The organism is Jannaschia marina, from assembly GCF_013404595.1.
In the GTDB taxonomy this organism is placed as follows: domain Bacteria; phylum Pseudomonadota; class Alphaproteobacteria; order Rhodobacterales; family Rhodobacteraceae; genus Jannaschia; species Jannaschia marina.
The window spans coordinates 1-17,533 of the sequence record NZ_JABVAX010000026.1 but is presented as its reverse complement, the minus strand read 5'-3'; the positions used below and the strand labels follow the sequence as shown (position 1 = coordinate 17,533).

The 17,533-nt window shown below is 67.0% G+C and carries 18 protein-coding genes, 1 tRNA gene and 1 pseudogene; 3 read left to right on the top strand and 17 right to left on the bottom strand.

Annotation, left to right across the window (positions count from 1 at the left end; all coding sequences use genetic code 11):
- Positions 1-155: 155 nt before the first annotated feature.
- The 8 genes and pseudogenes from phoB to HSX43_RS19980 all read right to left on the bottom strand — a co-directional run.
- A complete protein-coding gene (gene phoB, locus HSX43_RS19200) occupies positions 156-842 on the bottom strand; it encodes a phosphate regulon transcriptional regulator PhoB (RefSeq protein ID WP_179381759.1) in 687 nt (228 codons plus the stop codon).
- A complete protein-coding gene (gene phoU / locus HSX43_RS19195) occupies positions 842-1,558 on the bottom strand; it encodes a phosphate signaling complex protein PhoU (protein ID WP_179381758.1) in 717 nt (238 codons plus the stop codon). Before phoU ends, phoB begins: the two co-directional genes overlap by 1 nt.
- Positions 1,559-1,568: 10 nt before the next feature.
- Positions 1,569-2,363, bottom strand: coding sequence for a phosphate ABC transporter ATP-binding protein PstB (gene pstB / locus HSX43_RS19190; protein ID WP_179381757.1), 795 nt, complete (start codon positions 2,361-2,363; stop codon positions 1,569-1,571).
- A gap of 14 nt (positions 2,364-2,377) precedes the next feature.
- Complete coding sequence (gene pstA / locus HSX43_RS19185; protein WP_179381756.1) at positions 2,378-3,736, bottom strand: phosphate ABC transporter permease PstA; 1,359 nt, start codon at positions 3,734-3,736, stop codon at positions 2,378-2,380.
- Positions 3,733-5,196, bottom strand: a complete 1,464-nt coding sequence (gene pstC, locus HSX43_RS19180) for a phosphate ABC transporter permease subunit PstC (RefSeq protein WP_179381755.1) — start codon at positions 5,194-5,196, stop codon at positions 3,733-3,735. The genes pstA and pstC overlap by 4 nt, the downstream gene beginning before the upstream one ends.
- A 58-nt stretch (positions 5,197-5,254) precedes the next feature.
- Entirely contained in the window at positions 5,255-6,289 is a 1,035-nt protein-coding gene (locus tag HSX43_RS19175) for a substrate-binding domain-containing protein (RefSeq protein ID WP_179381754.1), read from the bottom strand.
- Between the two features lie 143 nt (positions 6,290-6,432).
- Entirely contained in the window at positions 6,433-7,146 is a 714-nt protein-coding gene (locus HSX43_RS19170) for a sensor histidine kinase (RefSeq protein WP_328795551.1), read from the bottom strand.
- Between the two features lie 24 nt (positions 7,147-7,170).
- Positions 7,171-7,479, bottom strand: a pseudogene (locus HSX43_RS19980) (PAS domain-containing protein); the annotation flags it as partial.
- Between the two features lie 210 nt (positions 7,480-7,689).
- On the opposite strand from HSX43_RS19980, the gene HSX43_RS19165 reads away from it, so the two are divergent.
- Positions 7,690-8,079, top strand: coding sequence for a hypothetical protein (locus HSX43_RS19165; RefSeq protein WP_179381753.1), 390 nt, complete (start codon positions 7,690-7,692; stop codon positions 8,077-8,079).
- Between the two features lies 1 nt (position 8,080).
- On the opposite strand, the gene HSX43_RS19160 is transcribed toward HSX43_RS19165, so the two are convergent.
- The 9 genes from HSX43_RS19160 to HSX43_RS19120 form a co-directional block, all read right to left on the bottom strand.
- Complete coding sequence (locus HSX43_RS19160) at positions 8,081-9,256, bottom strand: trans-sulfuration enzyme family protein (RefSeq protein ID WP_179381752.1); 1,176 nt, start codon at positions 9,254-9,256, stop codon at positions 8,081-8,083.
- Positions 9,257-9,280: 24 nt separating this feature from the next.
- Positions 9,281-10,540: a glutamate-5-semialdehyde dehydrogenase gene (locus HSX43_RS19155; RefSeq protein ID WP_179381751.1), complete on the bottom strand. Its 1,260-nt coding sequence runs from the start codon at positions 10,538-10,540 to the stop codon at positions 9,281-9,283.
- Positions 10,537-11,670, bottom strand: coding sequence for a glutamate 5-kinase (gene proB, locus HSX43_RS19150; protein WP_328795550.1), 1,134 nt, complete (start codon positions 11,668-11,670; stop codon positions 10,537-10,539). The genes HSX43_RS19155 and proB overlap by 4 nt, the downstream gene beginning before the upstream one ends.
- A complete protein-coding gene (gene obgE, locus HSX43_RS19145) occupies positions 11,655-12,701 on the bottom strand; it encodes a GTPase ObgE (protein WP_179381750.1) in 1,047 nt (348 codons plus the stop codon). The genes proB and obgE overlap by 16 nt, the downstream gene beginning before the upstream one ends.
- A gap of 72 nt (positions 12,702-12,773) precedes the next feature.
- Entirely contained in the window at positions 12,774-13,340 is a 567-nt protein-coding gene (locus tag HSX43_RS19140) for a GNAT family N-acetyltransferase (RefSeq protein WP_179381749.1), read from the bottom strand.
- On the bottom strand, positions 13,337-13,939 hold the full coding sequence (locus HSX43_RS19135) for a LysE family translocator (RefSeq protein ID WP_179381748.1): 603 nt from the start codon (positions 13,937-13,939) through the stop codon (positions 13,337-13,339). Before HSX43_RS19135 ends, HSX43_RS19140 begins: the two co-directional genes overlap by 4 nt.
- A complete protein-coding gene (locus tag HSX43_RS19130) occupies positions 13,936-14,514 on the bottom strand; it encodes a GNAT family N-acetyltransferase (RefSeq protein WP_179381747.1) in 579 nt (192 codons plus the stop codon). The genes HSX43_RS19135 and HSX43_RS19130 overlap by 4 nt, the downstream gene beginning before the upstream one ends.
- A 101-nt stretch (positions 14,515-14,615) precedes the next feature.
- The gene (gene rpmA, locus HSX43_RS19125) at positions 14,616-14,885 is read right to left on the bottom strand and encodes a 50S ribosomal protein L27 (protein ID WP_179381746.1); all 270 of its coding nucleotides are present in this window, start codon (positions 14,883-14,885) and stop codon (positions 14,616-14,618) included.
- A 6-nt stretch (positions 14,886-14,891) separates the two neighbouring features.
- Positions 14,892-15,656 carry a 50S ribosomal protein L21 gene (locus HSX43_RS19120; protein WP_179381745.1) on the bottom strand — a complete coding sequence of 255 codons (765 nt, stop codon included), beginning with the start codon at positions 15,654-15,656 and terminating at the stop codon, positions 14,892-14,894.
- 305 nt (positions 15,657-15,961) lie between these two features.
- Between HSX43_RS19120 and HSX43_RS19115 the strand changes: the two genes are divergently transcribed.
- Both HSX43_RS19115 and HSX43_RS20075 read left to right on the top strand, forming a co-directional pair.
- Positions 15,962-16,051: transfer RNA gene (locus tag HSX43_RS19115), tRNA-Ser, on the top strand.
- A 67-nt stretch (positions 16,052-16,118) separates the two neighbouring features.
- The coding region (locus HSX43_RS20075) for a site-specific integrase (RefSeq protein WP_235962785.1) at positions 16,119-17,533 on the top strand (1,415 nt) is incomplete at its 3' end.

The window sequence follows — 17,533 nt, the reverse complement described above, 5'->3', positions numbered from 1 at the left end:
GCGACCGCCTGAACGGCACCCCCAGAAAGTGCCTCGGATGGCGAACCCCAACTGAAGCATTCAGAGAAGAGATGATGAAACTGAGATAGCGGAACCGTCGCAACGACTCTTGAGAATCCACGTTGTGCATCCGTCCCTTGTCACGGGATCTCGCGTCAGCCGAGTGCGTAGCCGGCGCCGCGGACCGTACGGATTGGGTCGTCCTTGCCTGTCGCGTTGCGCAACGCCTTGCGCAGGCGCCCCACATGGACGTCGACGGTCCGACTGTCGACATAGATGTCGCGGCCCCAGACACGATCGAGCAGCTGATCGCGCGACCAGACGCGGCCCGGGCGTTCCATGAAGGTGGACAGAAGCCGAAACTCCGTCGGTCCGAGATGCAGCTCCTGCCCGTCGCGGAAGACGCGGTGTTCGGCGGTGTCGAGCGTCACGTCGTCGAACTCCAGCCGTTCGCCGACCGAAGCCGGGCGGACACGGCGCAGCTGCGTCCGGATGCGCGCCATCAGCTCCACGACCGAGTAGGGTTTCACTACGTAATCGTCGGCCCCGGTCTCGAGCCCCCTCACCCGGTCGACCTCCTCGGAGCGGGCCGAGATCATGATGACCGGGATCGCGCGGGTCTCGCTCGCGGCCTTCAGACGGCGGCAGACCTCGATGCCCGACACCTCCGGCAACATCCAGTCAAGCAGGATCAGATCCGGCACGTCCTCGCGGGCCATCTCGAGTGCGGCATCCCCCGAGGTGGCCTGAAGCACGTCGAAGCCCTCGGCATCGAGGTTGTAGACGAGCACCTCGCGCTGCGGTGCCTCATCCTCGACCACAAGGACGGACGGCTGTCCCATCAGACCGTTCCGCCCTTCACGGTGCTGGTCACGTCGCCCTTGGTGCGATCCTCGTCGGGCAGTTCGCCCTCGACGAGATAGATCACCTGTTCGGCGATCCCGGTCACGAGGTCGCCCATGCGCTCGATGTTCTTGGCCATGAAATGCAGGTGCATGCAGGCCGTGATGTTGCGCGGATCCTCCATCATGTGGGTCAGGTATTCGCGGAAGAGACCGTTGTACATCTGGTCCACCTCCTCGTCGCGCGCGCGCACGTCGTAGGCCAGCGCCGCGTCGCGCTGGATATAGGCGTCGAGCGCGTCCTTCAGCATGACCTGAACCGCCTTGGACATCCGCTTGAGCGACACGGTGCCACCGTCGACGGGGTGAAGATCGGCAAGTATTTCAGTGCGTTTCGCGATGTTCTTCGCGTAGTCCGCCACCCGCTCCAGCGCCGCCGAGATGCGGAAGACGGTGAGCACCGTGCGCAGGTCGGTGGCGATCGGCTGGCGCAGGGCGATCACGCGGGCCGCCTCCTCGTTGACCGATTGCTCGAGCGCGTCGATGGCCTTGTCGCCGCGCCGCGTGGCGTTGGCGAGCTCGACGTCGCCCTGCAGGAGCGCGCGGGTCGCGGCATCGATCTGCGCCTCGACCATGCCGCCCATCTTCATGATCTGGGTCTGGATGGCCTCGAGGTCGCGGTCGAAGGCGCTGGCGATATGGGTCTGGTTGATCATCGTCCCCTCCTCAGCCGATGCGGCCGGAAATGTAGCTCTCGGTCCGCGTGTCTTCGGGCGAGGTAAAGATCCTGCTGGTCTCGCCGTATTCCACGAGGTTTCCGAGGTGGAAGAACGCCGTCTTCTGGCTGACGCGGGCGGCTTGCTGCATGGAATGCGTCACGATGACGACCGAATAGTTCTGCTTCAACTCGTCGATCAGTTCCTCGATCTGCGCCGTCGCGATCGGGTCGAGCGCCGAACAGGGCTCGTCCATCAGGAGCACTTCGGGCGAGGTCGCCACCGCGCGGGCGATGCAGAGCCGCTGCTGCTGTCCGCCGGAGAGCCCGGTGCCCGGCGCATCCAAACGGTCCTTCGCTTCGTCCCAGAGCGCGGCGCGGCGCAGCGCGTTCTCGACGATGCCGTCGAGGTCCGCCTTGTCCTTCGAGAGCCCGTGGATGCGCGGCCCGTAGGCCACGTTGTCGTAGATCGACTTTGGAAAGGGGTTCGGCTTCTGGAAGACCATGCCGACCTTGGCGCGCAGCTGCACCGGATCGACGCGCTTGTCGTAGATGTCCTCGCCATCGATGCGGATGTCGCCCTCCACCCGCGCGACCGGGATCGTGTCGTTCATCCGGTTGATGCAGCGCAGGAAGGTGGACTTGCCGCAGCCCGAGGGGCCGATGAAGGCGGTTACGGTGTTGGCCGCGATGTCGACGTCCACGTCCTTGATGGCATGGGTGTCGCCGTAATAGACCTGCACGCCGCGGGCCGTGATCTTGGCTGTGTCGTTCTGCACGGCGTTCTCCGTCGATGTGTCTCGCATGTCGTCCCCTGCCCTTACCAGCGCCGCTCGAACTTCCGGCGCAGGAAGATGGCCGTCAGGTTCATCACCAGAAGGAACAGAAGCAGGGTGATGATGGCCCCGCTGGCCCGTTCCACGAAGGCCGGGTCCGACCGCTGCGTCCAGTTGTAGACCTGCACCGGCAGCGCCGTCGCAGGGTCGAAGAGCCCCCCGTCGAGGGGACTTTCGGGATACTCGCGCACGAACGCCACCATCCCGATCAGCAGGAGCGGTGCCGTCTCGCCGAGCGCCTGCGCCAGGCCGATGATCGTGCCCGTCAGGATGCCCGGCATCGCAAGCGGCAGGACGTGATGGAAGACCGACTGCATCTTCGACGCGCCAAGCCCGAGGGCGGCGTCGCGGATCGAGGGCGGCACCGCCTTGAGCGCGGCGCGGGTGGCGATGATGATCGTGGGCAGCGTCATCAGCGTGAGGACGAGGCCACCGACGATGGGGGCCGACTGCGGCAGGCCCGCGAAATTGATGAAGATGGCGAGGCCCAGGATGCCGAAGACGATGGAGGGCACGGCGGCGAGGTTCGAGATGTTGACCTCGATGAGGTCGGTCCATCGGTTCTGCGGCGCGAATTCCTCCAGGTAGATGGAGGCCGCGACCCCGATTGGCAGCGCGAGGCAGAGTACGATCAACATCATGTAGAGGGAGCCCAGGATCGCGACGCCGAGGCCCGCGGCCTCGGGACGCGTGTCGGAGGCGTCGGGCGCGGTGAAGAAGCTCCAGTTGAACGACGTGCTGAGCTTGCCGGCCGCCTTCAGCTGATCGGCGAGGACGAGTTGCTCGGGGCTGATGTTGCTGTCGAGTTCCGCGGACGCCATCGTGACGCGGCCCTTGTAGTAGCCGTCGATCCGCCCCGAGGCGAGCACCTCCACCGGGATCGTCTGACCGACGAGATCGGGGTTGGCGAGCACCATGTTGCGCAGCTGCGCGACGCTCTCGTCCGAGATGAGGTCGGCCGCATCCTTGGCCGAAAGGTCGGTCTCGATGCCGGCTTCCGCGATGGTCGCCTCCAGCCCGTCGCGCAAAAGCGGCGCGTAGCCGAAGGTAGTGACCTTCGACATCACCTCCGGGTCGCGCACGCCGGACTTGTCGAGCTTGTCCTCCGGCAGTTCGACCATGATCTGCAGGCGCGTCTGCTGGAAGGACGAGAGGCCGTTCATCAGGATCGAGGTCAGGAGGAGGACGAGCATCGCGATGCCGATGCACACGGCGATCAGACCGTAGAGCTTGAAGCGGCTTTCGGCGGCATTGCGGCGGGCGGTGCGGGTGTCGCGGGCCAGCAGGCTCCCCTGCCCCGCGCCGCCGTGTCCTGCGCCGCCCTCGGCGGTGGCGTCGGTCATTCGTACTGCTCCCGATACTTGCGCACGATATAGAGCGCGAGGACATTGAGGCCGAGCGTGATGACGAAGAGCGTCAGGCCGAGCGCGAAGGCCACCAGCGTCTCGGGGCTGGCGAAATCGGTGTCGCCCGTCAGCTGGCTGACGATCTTGACGGTCACCGTCGTCATCGCCTCGAAGGGATTGAGGTCGAGCCGGGCCGCCGCCCCGGCTCCGAGCACGACGATCATCGTCTCCCCAATCGCGCGCGACGCGGCCAGGAGCACGGCACCGACGATGCCCGGCAGGGCGGCGGGAACGATGACCTGCCGGATGGTCTCGGACTGCGTGGCACCGAGGCCGAGCGAGCCGTCGCGCATCGCCTGCGGCACGGCGTTTATGATGTCGTCCGAGAGCGAGGAGACGAAGGGGATCAGCATGATTCCCATCACGAGGCCCGCGGTCATCACCGAGGAGGCCGAGTTGCCGAGGCCCAGCGGTGAGGCGAAGGCATCGCGCAGGAGCGGGCCCACGGTAATCAGCGCGAAGAGGCCGTAGACGATGGTGGGGATGCCGGCCAGGATCTCGATCACCGGCTTGGCGATGCTCCGGAAGGTCTTGCCGGCATATTCCGACAGGTAGATCGCCGCAAAGAGCCCGATCGGCACCGCCACGATCAGCGCGATGAGCGAGATGTAGAGCGTACCCCAGAGAAGCGGGATGATCCCCAGTTCCGAACTGCCGCCCCGGCCCGAGAAGCTCGGCTGCCAGGTCGTGTTGAAGAAGAACTCGGTCCACTCGTATTGGCGGAAGAAGTTGGACGTCTCGAAGAGCATCGAAAGCACGATGCCCACCGTCGTCAGGATGGCGATGGAGGCCGCGGCGATCAGGAGCACGAGAACGCCGCGTTCGACGACGTTGCGGGCGCGGAACGCCCCGTCGGAGCGGCGTATGGCCCAGGCCGCGCCGATGAGAGCGAGGCCGAGCACGGCGGCCGTCATGATCCAGGCGAGCGTACCACGGGCGAGCCAGTAGTCGCGCGCGGCGGCGAGGACGTCTGCCGTGAGTGGCGTGCCGAGTGCGGTGCCCCCGCCCGTGATGACGGCTCCGACGTCCTCGGTCGTCAGCGCGGTGAGGTCCCCCTCGCTGAAGGCGCCGTTTGCGAAGGCCCGCTCGATGCCGTCGGCCACCCGGCGGACGTCCGACATCACGAGGCCCGGTGTGCTGCCTTCGGGGATCGCATCGTCGGGAAGGCCCGACAGGATCGACCGGTCGAGGAGCATCGGCTGAACCACCAGCCAGATCGCGAGCAGCAGAAGCGCCGGCGCGAGCGCCATCATCGCGCCGTGCAGCCCGTAATAGAGCGGCAGCGAATGAAGCCGGCGCGCGTCGCCCTCGACCGACCCGACGGCCCGGCGGCGCGACAGGAAAAACGCCGCCAATCCGATGGCGGCGAGAAGCAGGAGGATCCAGCTGAGGGGCATCGCGATCTCCGCGTCGTCTGGGTGACGGGCCGGGGGCAGCCCCCGGCCCGGTCGTGTCTTACTGCATCGGGGTCTCTTCGGACACCGTCGCCTGCGTCTCGGCAAGCTCCGGGTCGGCGACGAGGCCATACTCCGAGAGCGGGCCGTCGGGGCCGGCGATATCGTCGGAGACGAAGAACTCGGCAAACTCCTTCAGGCCCGGGATCGCGCCGATATGCGCCTTCTTGATGTAGAAGTAGAGCGGACGCGAGACGGGATACTCTCCCGAGGAGATGGTCTCGGTGGAGGGCGTGACGCCTTCCATGGTGGCCACCTTCAGCTTGTCGGTGTTGTTTTCGTAGAAGGCGAGGCCGAAGACGCCGACGCCGTTGGCGTTGCTCTCGATGCGCGCGAGCGTCTCGGTGTAGTCGCCGTCGATGTCGACCGAGGCGCCGTCGGCGCGGATCGACATGCAGGCTTCCTCGACCGCGTCCTCGTCCATGCCGCCCGACATCATGCGCTCCATCGCGCCTGTGTCCTCGCAGCCCTGGAGGATCACCTTCTCCTCGAAGACCTCGCGGGTGCCGTGCTTGGTGCCCGGGATGAAGGCCAGGATCTCGGCGTCGGGCAGGCTTTCGTCCACCTCGGACCAGTTGGCGACCCTGTTGTCGGCCAGGGTGCCGTCCTCGCCCGGGATCTGCGCGGCGAGAGCCATATACCAATGCGACGGGGTAAATTCGGTGAAGGCGGGGCCGTCCTGCTGGCTGGCGAAGACGATACCGTCGTAGCCGATGCGCACTTCGATGATGTCGGTCACGCCGGCGGCGGCGCAGGCTTCGACTTCGGAGTCGCGGATGGCGCGCGAGGCGTTGGCGATGTCGATCGTGTTCTCGCCCACCCCCTCGCAGAAGCGCTTCAGGCCAGCCGAGGAGCCGCCAGATTCGACGACCGGCGTCGGAAAGTCGAAGTTCTCGCCGAAGGCTTCGGCGACGATCGAGGCGTAGGGCAGAACGGTCGACGAACCGGCGACCTGCACCTGATCGCGGGCGGCGGCGGCGGTGGCCGTGACGGCGACGATGGCAAGGGCCGAGACGGTAGCCTTATTGATGGACATGAAGTGCTCCTGAATTGCTGTGAGCGTCAGAGACGCGCCCCCCCTTGGGTCGCGTTCAGGCCGGCAGCTAAGTTCGCCGTGTTGGGCTTTTGTGACGGCGACGTAACGGTTTTATGACAATCGGCGTCTGCCGTGGCGTCGCCCTACCCCGAGCGTCTACCCGCCTCCGCCGGTAGGGTGACGGAAATCTCGGTGCCCTGCCCCACGGTGCTTTCGATGCGCAGGCGGCCGCGGTGACGGTTGACGATATGCTTGACGATGGCGAGGCCGAGGCCCGTCCCCCCCTGCTCCCGCGATCTTCCGGTGTCGACACGATAAAAACGTTCGGTGAGCCGCGGTACGTGTTCGGGTGGGATGCCGCCTCCGGCGTCCGTCACCGTGATCCGCCAGGCGGGGCCCTTGATGACGGGCTCCCGCGCGACCGCAGTGATGGCCACGCGGACGCTGCCGGGATGCGCCCCGTACTTGATGCCGTTCTCGACGAGATTGGTCAGCACCTGCGTCAGCTGATCGCGATCCCCCGGCGCGATGGCCTCGGGCGGGACCTCCGCCTCGAGGGTCACGCCCATGGCCTCGGCACCGGGGCGCAGGGTGCTGAGCGCCTCGCCCACGAGCGCCGAAAGGTCGAGCCGCTCGGTCGGCCGCTTGCGCGACTGCCCTTCGAGCCGGCTGAGCGACAGCAGGTCGCCGACGAGACGGTTCATCCGCGTCACTTCCTTGGCCATCAGCCCGAGGAAGCGCTCGCGCGCCGCCGCGTCGGAGCGTGCCGGCCCCTGCAACGTCTCGATGAAACCGGAGACGGCGGTGAGCGGAGTCTTCAACTCGTGGCTCACGTTCGCGACGAAATCGCGGCGCATTGATTCGCCGGCGTAGGCCTCCGAAAGATCACGAAACACCAATAGGACGTGCCTTCTTCCGTCAACACCCGCTAAAGGCGAAACCGTCACGCGAAAAATCGTATCAACCTCCCCGGTAGTATGTGTGAAGCGAGCCGTGCCGGTGACGCCCTTCGCATAAGCGTCCTCGACGGGCCCGAGCAGCGCGGGCTGACGCAAAACGCTGACATAGGAACGTCCAATAACCCATACACCAAGGCGATCCTGCGCCGCCGGGTTGGCGATCGTGACCCGTCCTCCGGCATCCAGAAGCAGGGCCGGTTCGATCAGGGCGCTCAGAATTGACTCGATCATAGCGGTAGTCGGACGGTTTGGCGCGGCGGCCACTGCGACGAAACCGCCTACATGTCAAGTATTTCATGCTTTTCGAAAACGAAAAACTCGGCTACATATTTGCAACGAGGGGTCCGAGTGGTCGGATCGCGTAATATAAGGCGCAGGGGTGGGCCTATGAAGACGAAGAGATCTTCATCTCCCGATCGGGCGCAATCGGCGTCGCGGATCGTGAGCCGTGATCAGGTACTTGCCATCGGCTTTCGGGACGATGAAGCGGCATCGCTGCCGTCGCGCCTTTTCGGCGCGCTGGCTGATAAGACGAGAGCTGTCGAGATGGAAAGCCTGACGGCCGATCTGCTCGAAAAGACGATGGTCGTCCTGTCGCCGGTCTTCGGCGGCCGGTTCGATGCGATCGACGTCGCGGTACGGCTCGTCGATCACGGCTACAGCGGCCGCTACGTCGCCGTGGCCCCCCAGATCGCCGATCCCTCGATGGTTCTGCGCGAGGTCGCCGCTTTCGCGCCCGGCCTCTCTTTCGACATCGTGGAGACGGGCCGCGGGCCGCATGACACGCAGCCATTTCCCGTCCAAAAGGGTCCGATCGACAAGACCGCCTGACTCAGAGCGTCGCGTCGAGCGCGGTCTTGAAGTCCCGTTGCAGCAGTTCGATCGGCTCGCATCCGACCGAGACCCGGAAGAAGCCTTCGGTGATCCCGAGCGCGGCACGCCCCTCGGGCGTCAGGCCGCGGTGGCTGCTCGACGCGGGATGGGAGAGCGTCGTGCCGACATCGCCGAGCGTGGGTGCGAAGGCGATCTCCGGGGCCGCGCGCGCCAGCGCGTTCGCCGCCGCCCGTCCGCCGCCCAGGCGGAAGCTCACCATGTTGCCCCACTGCCCCCCGAGGAGTGCCCCCGCGCGATTGTGGTCGGGGTGATCCGGTCGCCCGGGGTAGAGAACGGTTTCGACCGCCGGATGATCGGCGAAGAGCCGGGCGAGCGCCGCCGCATTCGCCTGCGCCCGCTCGAAGCGCATGTCGAAGGTATAGAGCCCGCGCTCCGCCATCCAACAGTCCCAGGGGCTCGGCGTCAGGCCGAGCGTGACATTGGTGTCGTAGATCGCCTTGCGCTGTGCCGGATCACGCGCGAGCACGTAGCCCAGCGTGACGTCGGAATGTCCGGCGAGGAGCTTCGTCACCGAATGGATCACCACGTCCGCGCCGCGTGCATAGGCCGGAAAGGCGTACGGCGTGGTGAAGGTGTTGTCGACGACGAGGATCAGGCCGTGTTCCCGTGCCAGCGCCTCGATCCCCTCCATGTCGGCCACGCGCAAGGTCGGGTTCGAGACGACCTCGATGAGGAGGAGTTTCGTCGCCGGCGTGATCGCCGCTTCCATCGCGGCCACATCGGTCGGATCGGCAAGCGTCGCGGTGATGCCCCAGCGGGGCAGGTCCTGCGTCATCATCCGCAGGCTGCGGCCGTAGAGCTGATTGCCGCCGACGATGTGGTCGCCATTCGACAGAAGACCCAGAAGCGTCGCGGTGACCGCCGACATGCCGGAGCCCGTGACGATGCCGCCCTCGCCGCCCTCCATCCGGTCGATCATCTGCGCCAGGACATCGGCGTTCGGATGCCCCTCCCGCCCGTAGGTGTAGCCCGATGCCCGCCCCTCGTACTGCGCGTCGAGCGCGTCGGGATCGGGCGAGGCGTAGACGACGGAGGGCTGCAGCGGCGTCGCGACGGCCCGGCTCACCGATGTCGGAAAGGGCGTGCGTCGCACGAGGTTGGGGCGGTCGGACATGAACGTCGCCTTGTAATTATCTGATCAGGAACGGATCGCGCCGTCTCCGGTGACGAGATACTTGAAGCTCGTCAACTGGTCGGCCCCGACTGGCCCGCGCGCGTGCATCTTGCCGGTCGCGATGCCGATCTCGGCCCCCATCCCGAACTCGCCCCCGTCCGCGAACTGGGTCGAGGCATTGTGCATCAGGATCGCGGAGTCGAGCTCGGCGAAGAAGCGGGCCACGGCGGCGGCATCCTCGGCGAGGATGCAATCGGTGTGGTTCGACCCGAAGCGGCGGATATGGGCGATCGCCCCGTCGACGTCCTCGACGACCTTGGCCGCGATGGTCATGTCGAGAAACTCCTGCCCCCAGTCCCCCTCGCCCGCCTCGGCGGAGCCCGAGAGCCCCGCGCCCGCACGCACCTCGACGCCGGCGGCCATGAGGTCCGAGATCAGCGCCCGCCCGAGTGTCTCCGCCAAGTCCCGGTGGATCAGCAGGCACTCGGCCGCGCCGCAGATGCCCGTGCGCCGTGTCTTCGCGTTCAACACCACGCGTTTCGCCTTCTCCGGGTCGGCGGAGGCGTCGACATAGACATGCACGATCCCCTCGAGGTGCGCGAAGACGGGCACGCGGGCCTCGCGCTGCACCAGCCCGACGAGGCCCTTGCCCCCGCGCGGCACGATCACGTCGATATGGTCCGTCGCCGTCAGCATCGCGCTTACCGCGGCCCGGTCCCGCGTCGGCACGAGCTGGATCGCCGTTTCCGGCAGGCCCGCCGCGACAAGTCCCGCGACCATGGCCCCGTGGATCGCCCGGCTGGAATGGAAGCTCTCGGAGCCGCCGCGCAGGATCACGGCATTGCCCGCCTTGAGGCAGAGCGCGCCCGCATCGGCGGTGACGTTCGGCCGGCTTTCGTAGATGACGCCGATGACGCCGAGCGGCGTAGCGACGCGCCGGATCCTGAGGCCATTCGGCCGCTCCCACTCGGCCAGAACCCGGCCAACCGGGTCGGCCTGCGCGGCGATGGCCCGCAGGCTGTCGACGATACCCTGAATGCGGGCCTCGTCGAGCGTGAGCCGATCCATCATCGCGTCGGTCAGGCCCTTGTCACGGCCGAACGCCAGATCCCGCGCGTTTGCCTCCAGCACCTCGGCGCGCCGCTCCCAGAGGGCGTCCGCCGCCGCAGTCAGCGCGGTCTCCTTCTGCGCGGCGGTGGCGGAGGCGAGCGCCATCGCCGCGTCCCGCGCCGCGCGCCCGATATCGCGCATCAGGCCGGCGATGTCCTCGACGTGATCCTTCATGTCCCACTCCCCTGTATCGCCATGTCGTCGCGGTGGACGAGCGCCGTGCGCCCCGCGTAGCCCAGGACCGAGAGGATCGCGTCGCTGCGCAGCCCCTGGATCCGCTCCACTTCGCCGGCAGCATAGTTGGTCAGCCCGTGTGCCACCAGCCGGCCCGTCGCGTCCTCGATGCGCACGGCATCGCCGCGTCCGAAGGTGCCGGTCGTCGCCGTGACCCCCGCCGGCAGGAGCGACTTGCCCGAGGCGAGCGCCCGGGCCGCGCCGTCGTCCACGGTCAGGACACCGCGCGGCTTCATCGCGTTGATCCACCGTTTGCGCGCGCTCTGCGGATCGGCCTTGGGCAGGAACCACGTCGCCCGCGCACCCTCGGCAAGCGCGGTGATGGGCCGCGCGCCCCCAAGCGTGATCACGAGCGCAGAGCCCGCGTCGGTCGCCGTGCGCGCGGCCATCAGCTTGGTAATCATCCCCCCCTTCGAGAGGCCAGAGACGCCCTCGCTCGCCATCGCGGCGATCTCCTCGGTGATTTCCTCGACGATCGGTAGATGTGCCGCCGCAGGGTCGAGCGCCGGGTTCGCCGTATAGAGCCCGTCGACGTCCGACAGGAGCACGCAGAGATCGGCCCCGGCCATCGCGGCGACCTGCGCGGCGAGGCGGTCGTTGTCGCCATAGCGGATCTCGTCGGTGGCGACGGTGTCGTTCTCGTTCACAATCGGGATCACGCCGAGGTCGAGCAGCGCCTTGAACGTGTTGCGCAGGTTCAGGTAGCGGCGCCGGTCCTCGCTGTCGTCGAGCGTCAGCAGCACCTGCGCGCAGGCCGCGGGCGCGAGCGCGGCTTCGTAGGCGGCGGCCAGGCGGATCTGGCCGACGGCCGCCGCGGCCTGCGATTGCTCGAGGCCGAGCGGCGGCGCGAGGTCGAGCATCCGGCGGCCAAGCGCGATCGCCCCGGAGGAGACGAGAATGACATCGCAGCCACGCGCCCGCAGGTCGGCGACGTCGGCCGCCAGATCGCGCAGCCAGGCATCGCGCAAGGCACCGGTTTCCGGATCGACGAGCAGGGCCGAGCCGATCTTGATCACGATGCGCCGGGCGTCGGCCAGGCGACGGCGACCGTCCGTCAGAGCGGCGACCACGGCTCATCCTCCGACGGCGTCTCTCCGGTCGCCTCCGTCGCAGCCTGCCGCCCGATCATCTCGCGCAGGGCGCGCAGCACGTCGGTCGTCCCCGTGCCCGAGACGCCGGACATCGTCAGCACCTCGGCACCGGCGGCTTCGGCCAGTGTCGCGCGCTTCGCCGCGGTCTCATCGTCGGTCAGGGCGTCGACCTTGTTGAGGACGGTCAGGCGCGGCTTCTCGACGAGGCCCTCGCCGTACATCTCCAACTCGTTGAGGATCGTGTGGTAGTCCTCCACCACATCCGCTGCCGTCCCGTCGACCAGATGCAGGAGCGCCCCCGACCGCTCCACGTGACCGAGGAAGCGGTCGCCGATGCCGCGCCCCTCGTGCGCGCCCTCGATCAGCCCCGGAATGTCGGCCACGACGAATTCCACCCCGTCGACGCCGACGACGCCGAGGTTCGGCACGAGCGTCGTGAACGGATAGTCCGCGATCTTTGGGCGTGCGTTCGAGGTGGCTGCGAGGAAGGTCGATTTCCCCGCGTTCGGCAGCCCGAGCAGGCCCACGTCGGCGATGAGCTTCAGCCGCAGCCAGATCTCGCGCTCGACGCCGGGCTGGCCCGGATTCGCGCGGCGCGGGGCCTGGTTTGTCGCGGACTTGAAGTGCATGTTGCCGAAGCCGCCGTTGCCGCCCTTGGCGAGCACCACGCGCTGCCCCGGCTCGGTCATGTCGGCGATCACCGTCTCCTGATCCTCGTCGAGGATCTCGGTGCCGACGGGCACACGCAGGGTGATGCTCTCCCCGTCCTTGCCGGTGCGCTGCTTGCCCATGCCGCCCTGGCCGGACTTGGCGAAGAAATGCTGCTGGTAGCGAAAGTCGATGAGCGTGTTCAGCCCCTCGACCGTCTCGACGATCACATCGCCGCCGCGCCCGCCGTTGCCACCGTCGGGCCCGCCGTATTCGATGTATTTCTCCCGGCGGAACGACACCGCCCCGGAACCGCCGCCTCCGGAGCGGATGTAGACACGGGCAAGGTCCAGAAACTTCATGGCAGGCGGCTCGTCTTGGGTCAGGTGCGTGCGATAGACCCCTTTGGCTCTGGCCTCAAGGCCGTGAGCGGATCACTGCATCTGGCGGATGTATGTCCAGGTCTGAACGACGGCCCCGCGCGCGACGCAGAAGGTCTCCGCGTCACCGATGTAGTCGAAACCGGCGTTCGTCAGCACACGGGCCGAGGCCGGATTGTCCTGGAAGATCGAGCCGAAGATCTGCCGCGCACCGCCCGGGTTCGCGGCGAGGAGTGCCGCGACCGCTTCGGAGGCAAGGCCCGTGTTCCAGACGACGGGCGCGACCCAGTAGCCGATCTCGGACTGCGCCCGGTCCATGCGCTTCAGGCTGATGACGCCGACGAGTTCGGCCATGCCCGAGGCGCTGGCGTCCATGGCCCAGACGGTATCGTCCCCTTGCCCCGCCATCACGCGGGTGACGAAGGCATCCGTCGCCCCCGGCGGCATCGGATGCGGGATCGAGGCCGTGTTCGACGCGACGCGGCGGTCGCCGGCATAGAGCTCGATCAGGCCCATGTCCGACCGCCGGAGCGGGCGCAGCGAGAGCCGCTCCGACGCGATCGCGGGCTGATCGGCGGTGCGGACGTCGTCGAGGCGGACGGGGGCGCGTTGCGGTGTCATGTCGGGGTTCCTCCGATGAGGACGAAAAGGACGCTCGCGACCGTAAGCCCGGCGAGGGCCCACATAAGGTAACGTTCGGCGGCGGTGCCACGGACGTGATCGGCCATCAGGCTGCCGCCCCAGGTCCAGAGCGGATGCAGCACGAGTTGGGTGGCGAGCAGGATCGCGGCGATGGTCGCCGTCGCTTCGAACGCCGGCGTGCCGGGCGCGGTGAAGGCGGTGAAGCCGCCGGTGATCATGGTCCAGGCCTTCGGGTTCAGCGGGTGCACGACGAGCCCGGCGAAGAACCCCGGAGCCGTGGCGGCACGCCCCTCGCCCAGGCGCAGGTTCGCGACCCGCCAGGCAAGCCAGATGATATAGGCCGCGGAGATCCACTTGAGCGCCACAAAGGCCGCCGGATAGCGTGTTGCCAGCTCCATCAGGCCGAAACCGATGGGCCAGATGATGAGCTGCTTGCCGAGCGCGACGCCCGCAACGAAGGGCAGCGCCGCGCGCAGCCCATGCGCGGCACCCGTCGTCATCAGCGCCATGTTCGCGGGGCCGGGCGTGCCGACCTGGCTTGCGGCGAAGACCGCGAAGCTCGCCGCCGCGACGCTCATGTCGCGACCTCCCGTGCGGCCCATTCGTCGGCCAGAAGACCCATGAGCAGGTCGTCTTCCCAGCCCCCGGGCACCCTGGCGGACTGCCGCTCCCGCCCCTCCTCGACGAAGCCGAGCCGCCGGTAGCAGCGGATCGCACGGTCGTTGCCCGCGAGAACGCGCAGCGACAGCCGATGCAGGCCGAGCCCGTCGAAGGCGTGGTCGATGACGAGCCGCATGGCCTCCGTCCCGAGACCGCGGCCCAGTTGATCGGCATCGAGAAGACCGATGGCGATCTGGGCGCGACGGTCGACCTCGACCCGGGAGTGCAGACGCACGGCACCGACGAGCGCCCCGGCAACGGTGATCATCCAGGCACCGCTGTCCCGCTGCTCGCGCAGCCACGATGTCGCGCGTGCGGCCGTCATCGTCGGCAGGCGCTCCGTATCCTGACCGTAGGCCCTCAGGATCACCGGATCGTAGCCGAGCGAGCGCCGCGCCTCCGCATCCGTCTCGATCGGCGCGCGCAAGAGAACACGCGGCCCGGCGAGCGTCAGCGGTGCGAAGGCCGTCTTGGCCGGTGCGGTCGGTGTCATCGTGGCCTCCCGGGCTGGGGCGGGTCAGCGGCGGAGCGGTCGGAACACAAAAGGGGACCGGCCGCGCCGATCCCCCTTGATTTCAAACCTTAAGGTTCGGCTTATTCGGCGGCCTCGGCTTGCGGGAGGACGCTGATGTACGTGCGCCCCTTGAAGCCCTTGCGGAAGGAGACCGCGCCATCGGTCGTCGCGAAGATCGTGTGATCCTTGCCGATTCCGACGCCCTCGCCCGGCCACCACTTGGTGCCGCGCTGACGGACGATGATGTTGCCCGCGATGGCCTGCTGACCACCGAAGAGTTTCACGCCCAGGCGGCGCCCCGCGGAGTCGCGACCGTTCCGGGACGAACCACCAGCTTTCTTGTGTGCCATGTGTCCTTACTCCTGCTCTGCGGCGAATTGCTTCGCCTGGTCGATCCAGCCGTCGCGCTCGATGCGGCCCTTGAACGACAGTCGATCATCCATATAGGCGATCTCGTCGGAACCCCAAGCGGCGATCTGGTCGAAATGGAAAACGCCGTTCTCGTGCAGAAGCCCTTCGAGCTTCGGCCCGACGCCCGAAATCTTCTTCAGGTCGTCCGCCTTGCCGTCCCGCGCTTCCTTCAGGAGGTTCGCGGGTTTCGAACCGACAGCCTCGGTAGCGGCGACGTCGTTGTCGGCGGCCTTCGTCGGCGCGGCGGCCTTCCTGGCGGCGGGCTTCGCAGCAGGTGTCGCGGCCGGCTTGGCGGCGGCCTTCACCGGCTTGTTCGACGCAGGCGCGGCGGCGGCGCGCTCGGCCACGGTCATTGACCCGGCCCCGCGGGCTTCCTTGACGCCGGACTTGTCGCCGCCCGATGCGAGGATCGACGTGATCCGCAGCAGCGTAAGCTTCTGACGATGACCCTTCGTGCGCTTCGACGAGTGCTTGCGGCGGCGCTTGACGAAGTGGATGAGCTTTTCGCCCTTGATCTGGTCGATCACGTCGGCCTGCACGGCGGCACCATCGATGGTGGGCGCGCCCACGGTGACCTTGTCGCCGCCGAGCATCAGAACATCATTGAACTGGATCGTCTCGCCGGCCTCTGCGGCCAGACGCTCGACGCGAAGCACGTCGCCCTCGGCGACCCGGTACTGCTTCCCACCGGTCTTAAGAACGGCAAACATCCGCTCTCTCCTTCATGTTTCCGCGTCCTGCGGTCCCCCTCCCGGGGTGTTCCGGCCGGCTTCCGTGGAAAGCGGGCCACCTCGAACAGCGCGCCCCATGCGGGGCAGTCCAAAAAAATCAAGAGGCCGCACGGCAGGTGCCAGCGACCATGCAGGCCTATCCCACGGGCAACGGGGTCTGTCAAGCGCGGCAGGAGATCGGACCACCCGGAATTCCCGGCCCGTCGGCGATTGACCGAAAATCCCGCCCGCGGGGTCTTGCGGCCCCCGCACGCCTTGCCTAAAGACGCGCCACCACTTGGTGCGGAGAGGTGCCGGAGTGGTCGAACGGGACGGTTTCGAAAACCGTTGTGGATTAACGTCTACCCAGGGTTCGAATCCCTGTCTCTCCGCCATTTCCATATAAATCAGTGACTTAAGAGTTGGACAGGCAAGTGCGGCACAAAGTGGAGCACCATGCCCATGAAACTGTCCGCCTACCTCTCGCCTTCACGCCACGGGGTTTACTACTTCCGCTGGCCTTTGCCTTTGCCTTCCCCTGAACGTCAAAGCCGCCGCACCGTCAGGATTTCCCTGCGTACCAAGTGCCCAGATCGGGCTGGCGATCTGGCCCGCCATCTTGCATCATGCGGGCGATTGGTTCGGGATAACAAGGCATTGGCAAGGCTCAGACAAGACGAGATGCGCGAGATGGTACGAAGCTACTTCACGGCTTCGCTGGATCAGTATGTGGAGCGGCTGAACGACACCGGCCTGCCGGGTCGGTCCCTTGACCTGCTGCGCCAAGAACTCACAGCCCATGAGGACGCCGCAGAGGGCCACGACGATCTGTCGGACCTGTTTCTAGACCCGGGCGCCTTCCGGGCCTCAGCGGGCCTCACAGACGCTCAGTGGGCCGAAAACGCCCCGTCCCTGCGCCGAGAGATGCGCAAGGCCCGCCGGGACCAGATCAGAGCCATTCTAAGCGCCGCTGAGAGCCTTGACGGCTATTCCTTCAGCGAACATGCCCAGACCGCGCCGAAGCCGTCACAGGCCCACTCCGCGTCTCTGAGCGCGGCCATCGCAGACTTCAAAGCCGAGCATGGGCCGCAATGGTCACAAGAGATGCGGAACAAGGCGGATGCCTACCTTGCCCTGCTGGTGGAGCATTTCGGACCGGACCGCCCGATTGATCAGATCAGCCGCCAAGACGCCGCTGACATGAAGAAGCTGGTGCAGGCCCTGCCCGCTAACCGCAAGACGAAGCCCGAAACACGCGACCTGAGTTTGCAGGACGCCATAGACTTTCCCGGCCTGCCCAAGATCAGCGTGAAAACCGTCAACAACTACATCGACATGTTCCGGCGTTTCTGGGACTGGGCAGAACGCCATGGTCGCGCGCCGCACAAGTTGTTTGACGGCATGAAGGTCGCGAAGGCCAAGCAAGCCGCCGAGAAGCGCAAGGCGTACAGCAAGGAACAGCTTTCCCGCCTCTATGTCGAGTTGACGGAAAACCACTCTGGGCTGGTCAAAAAGGACGATCACAAGTGGGGAACGCTTCTGGCCATGTTCACCGGGGCACGGTTGCGGGAAGTCGCGCAACTGGTACCATCTGACATTCGGAGTGAAGGCGGCATCTGGTACATCGACATCAACGCGGATGGTAAGAAGAAAAGCCTCAAGTCGCCTGCCGCCAAGCGCCGGGTGCCCGTCCATTCGGAGTTAATCCGCCTTGGCTTCGTTGAATGGGTCGAAGCCTGCGGGAAGCAACCGCGCCTGGATTCTCAAGAGTCGTTGCGACGGTTCCGCTATCTCAGTTTCATCATCTCTTCTCTGAATGCTTCAGTTGGGGTTCGCCATCCGAGGCACTTTCTGGGGGTGCCGTTCAGGCGGTCGCA

Coding starts and splice junctions, on each gene's coding strand:
- phoB (WP_179381759.1), bottom strand. CDS start 842: ATGGGACAGCCGTCCGTCCTTGTGGTCGAGGATGAGGCACCGCAGCGC.
- phoU (WP_179381758.1), bottom strand. CDS start 1,558: ATGATCAACCAGACCCATATCGCCAGCGCCTTCGACCGCGACCTCGAG.
- pstB (WP_179381757.1), bottom strand. CDS start 2,363: ATGCGAGACACATCGACGGAGAACGCCGTGCAGAACGACACAGCCAAG.
- pstA (WP_179381756.1), bottom strand. CDS start 3,736: ATGACCGACGCCACCGCCGAGGGCGGCGCAGGACACGGCGGCGCGGGG.
- pstC (WP_179381755.1), bottom strand. CDS start 5,196: ATGCCCCTCAGCTGGATCCTCCTGCTTCTCGCCGCCATCGGATTGGCG.
- HSX43_RS19175 (WP_179381754.1), bottom strand. CDS start 6,289: ATGTCCATCAATAAGGCTACCGTCTCGGCCCTTGCCATCGTCGCCGTC.
- HSX43_RS19170 (WP_328795551.1), bottom strand. CDS start 7,146: ATGCGCCGCGATTTCGTCGCGAACGTGAGCCACGAGTTGAAGACTCCG.
- HSX43_RS19160 (WP_179381752.1), bottom strand. CDS start 9,256: ATGTCCGACCGCCCCAACCTCGTGCGACGCACGCCCTTTCCGACATCG.
- HSX43_RS19155 (WP_179381751.1), bottom strand. CDS start 10,540: ATGAAGGATCACGTCGAGGACATCGCCGGCCTGATGCGCGATATCGGG.
- obgE (WP_179381750.1), bottom strand. CDS start 12,701: ATGAAGTTTCTGGACCTTGCCCGTGTCTACATCCGCTCCGGAGGCGGC.
- HSX43_RS19140 (WP_179381749.1), bottom strand. CDS start 13,340: ATGACACCGCAACGCGCCCCCGTCCGCCTCGACGACGTCCGCACCGCC.
- HSX43_RS19135 (WP_179381748.1), bottom strand. CDS start 13,939: ATGAGCGTCGCGGCGGCGAGCTTCGCGGTCTTCGCCGCAAGCCAGGTC.
- HSX43_RS19130 (WP_179381747.1), bottom strand. CDS start 14,514: ATGACACCGACCGCACCGGCCAAGACGGCCTTCGCACCGCTGACGCTC.
- rpmA (WP_179381746.1), bottom strand. CDS start 14,885: ATGGCACACAAGAAAGCTGGTGGTTCGTCCCGGAACGGTCGCGACTCC.
- HSX43_RS19120 (WP_179381745.1), bottom strand. CDS start 15,656: ATGTTTGCCGTTCTTAAGACCGGTGGGAAGCAGTACCGGGTCGCCGAG.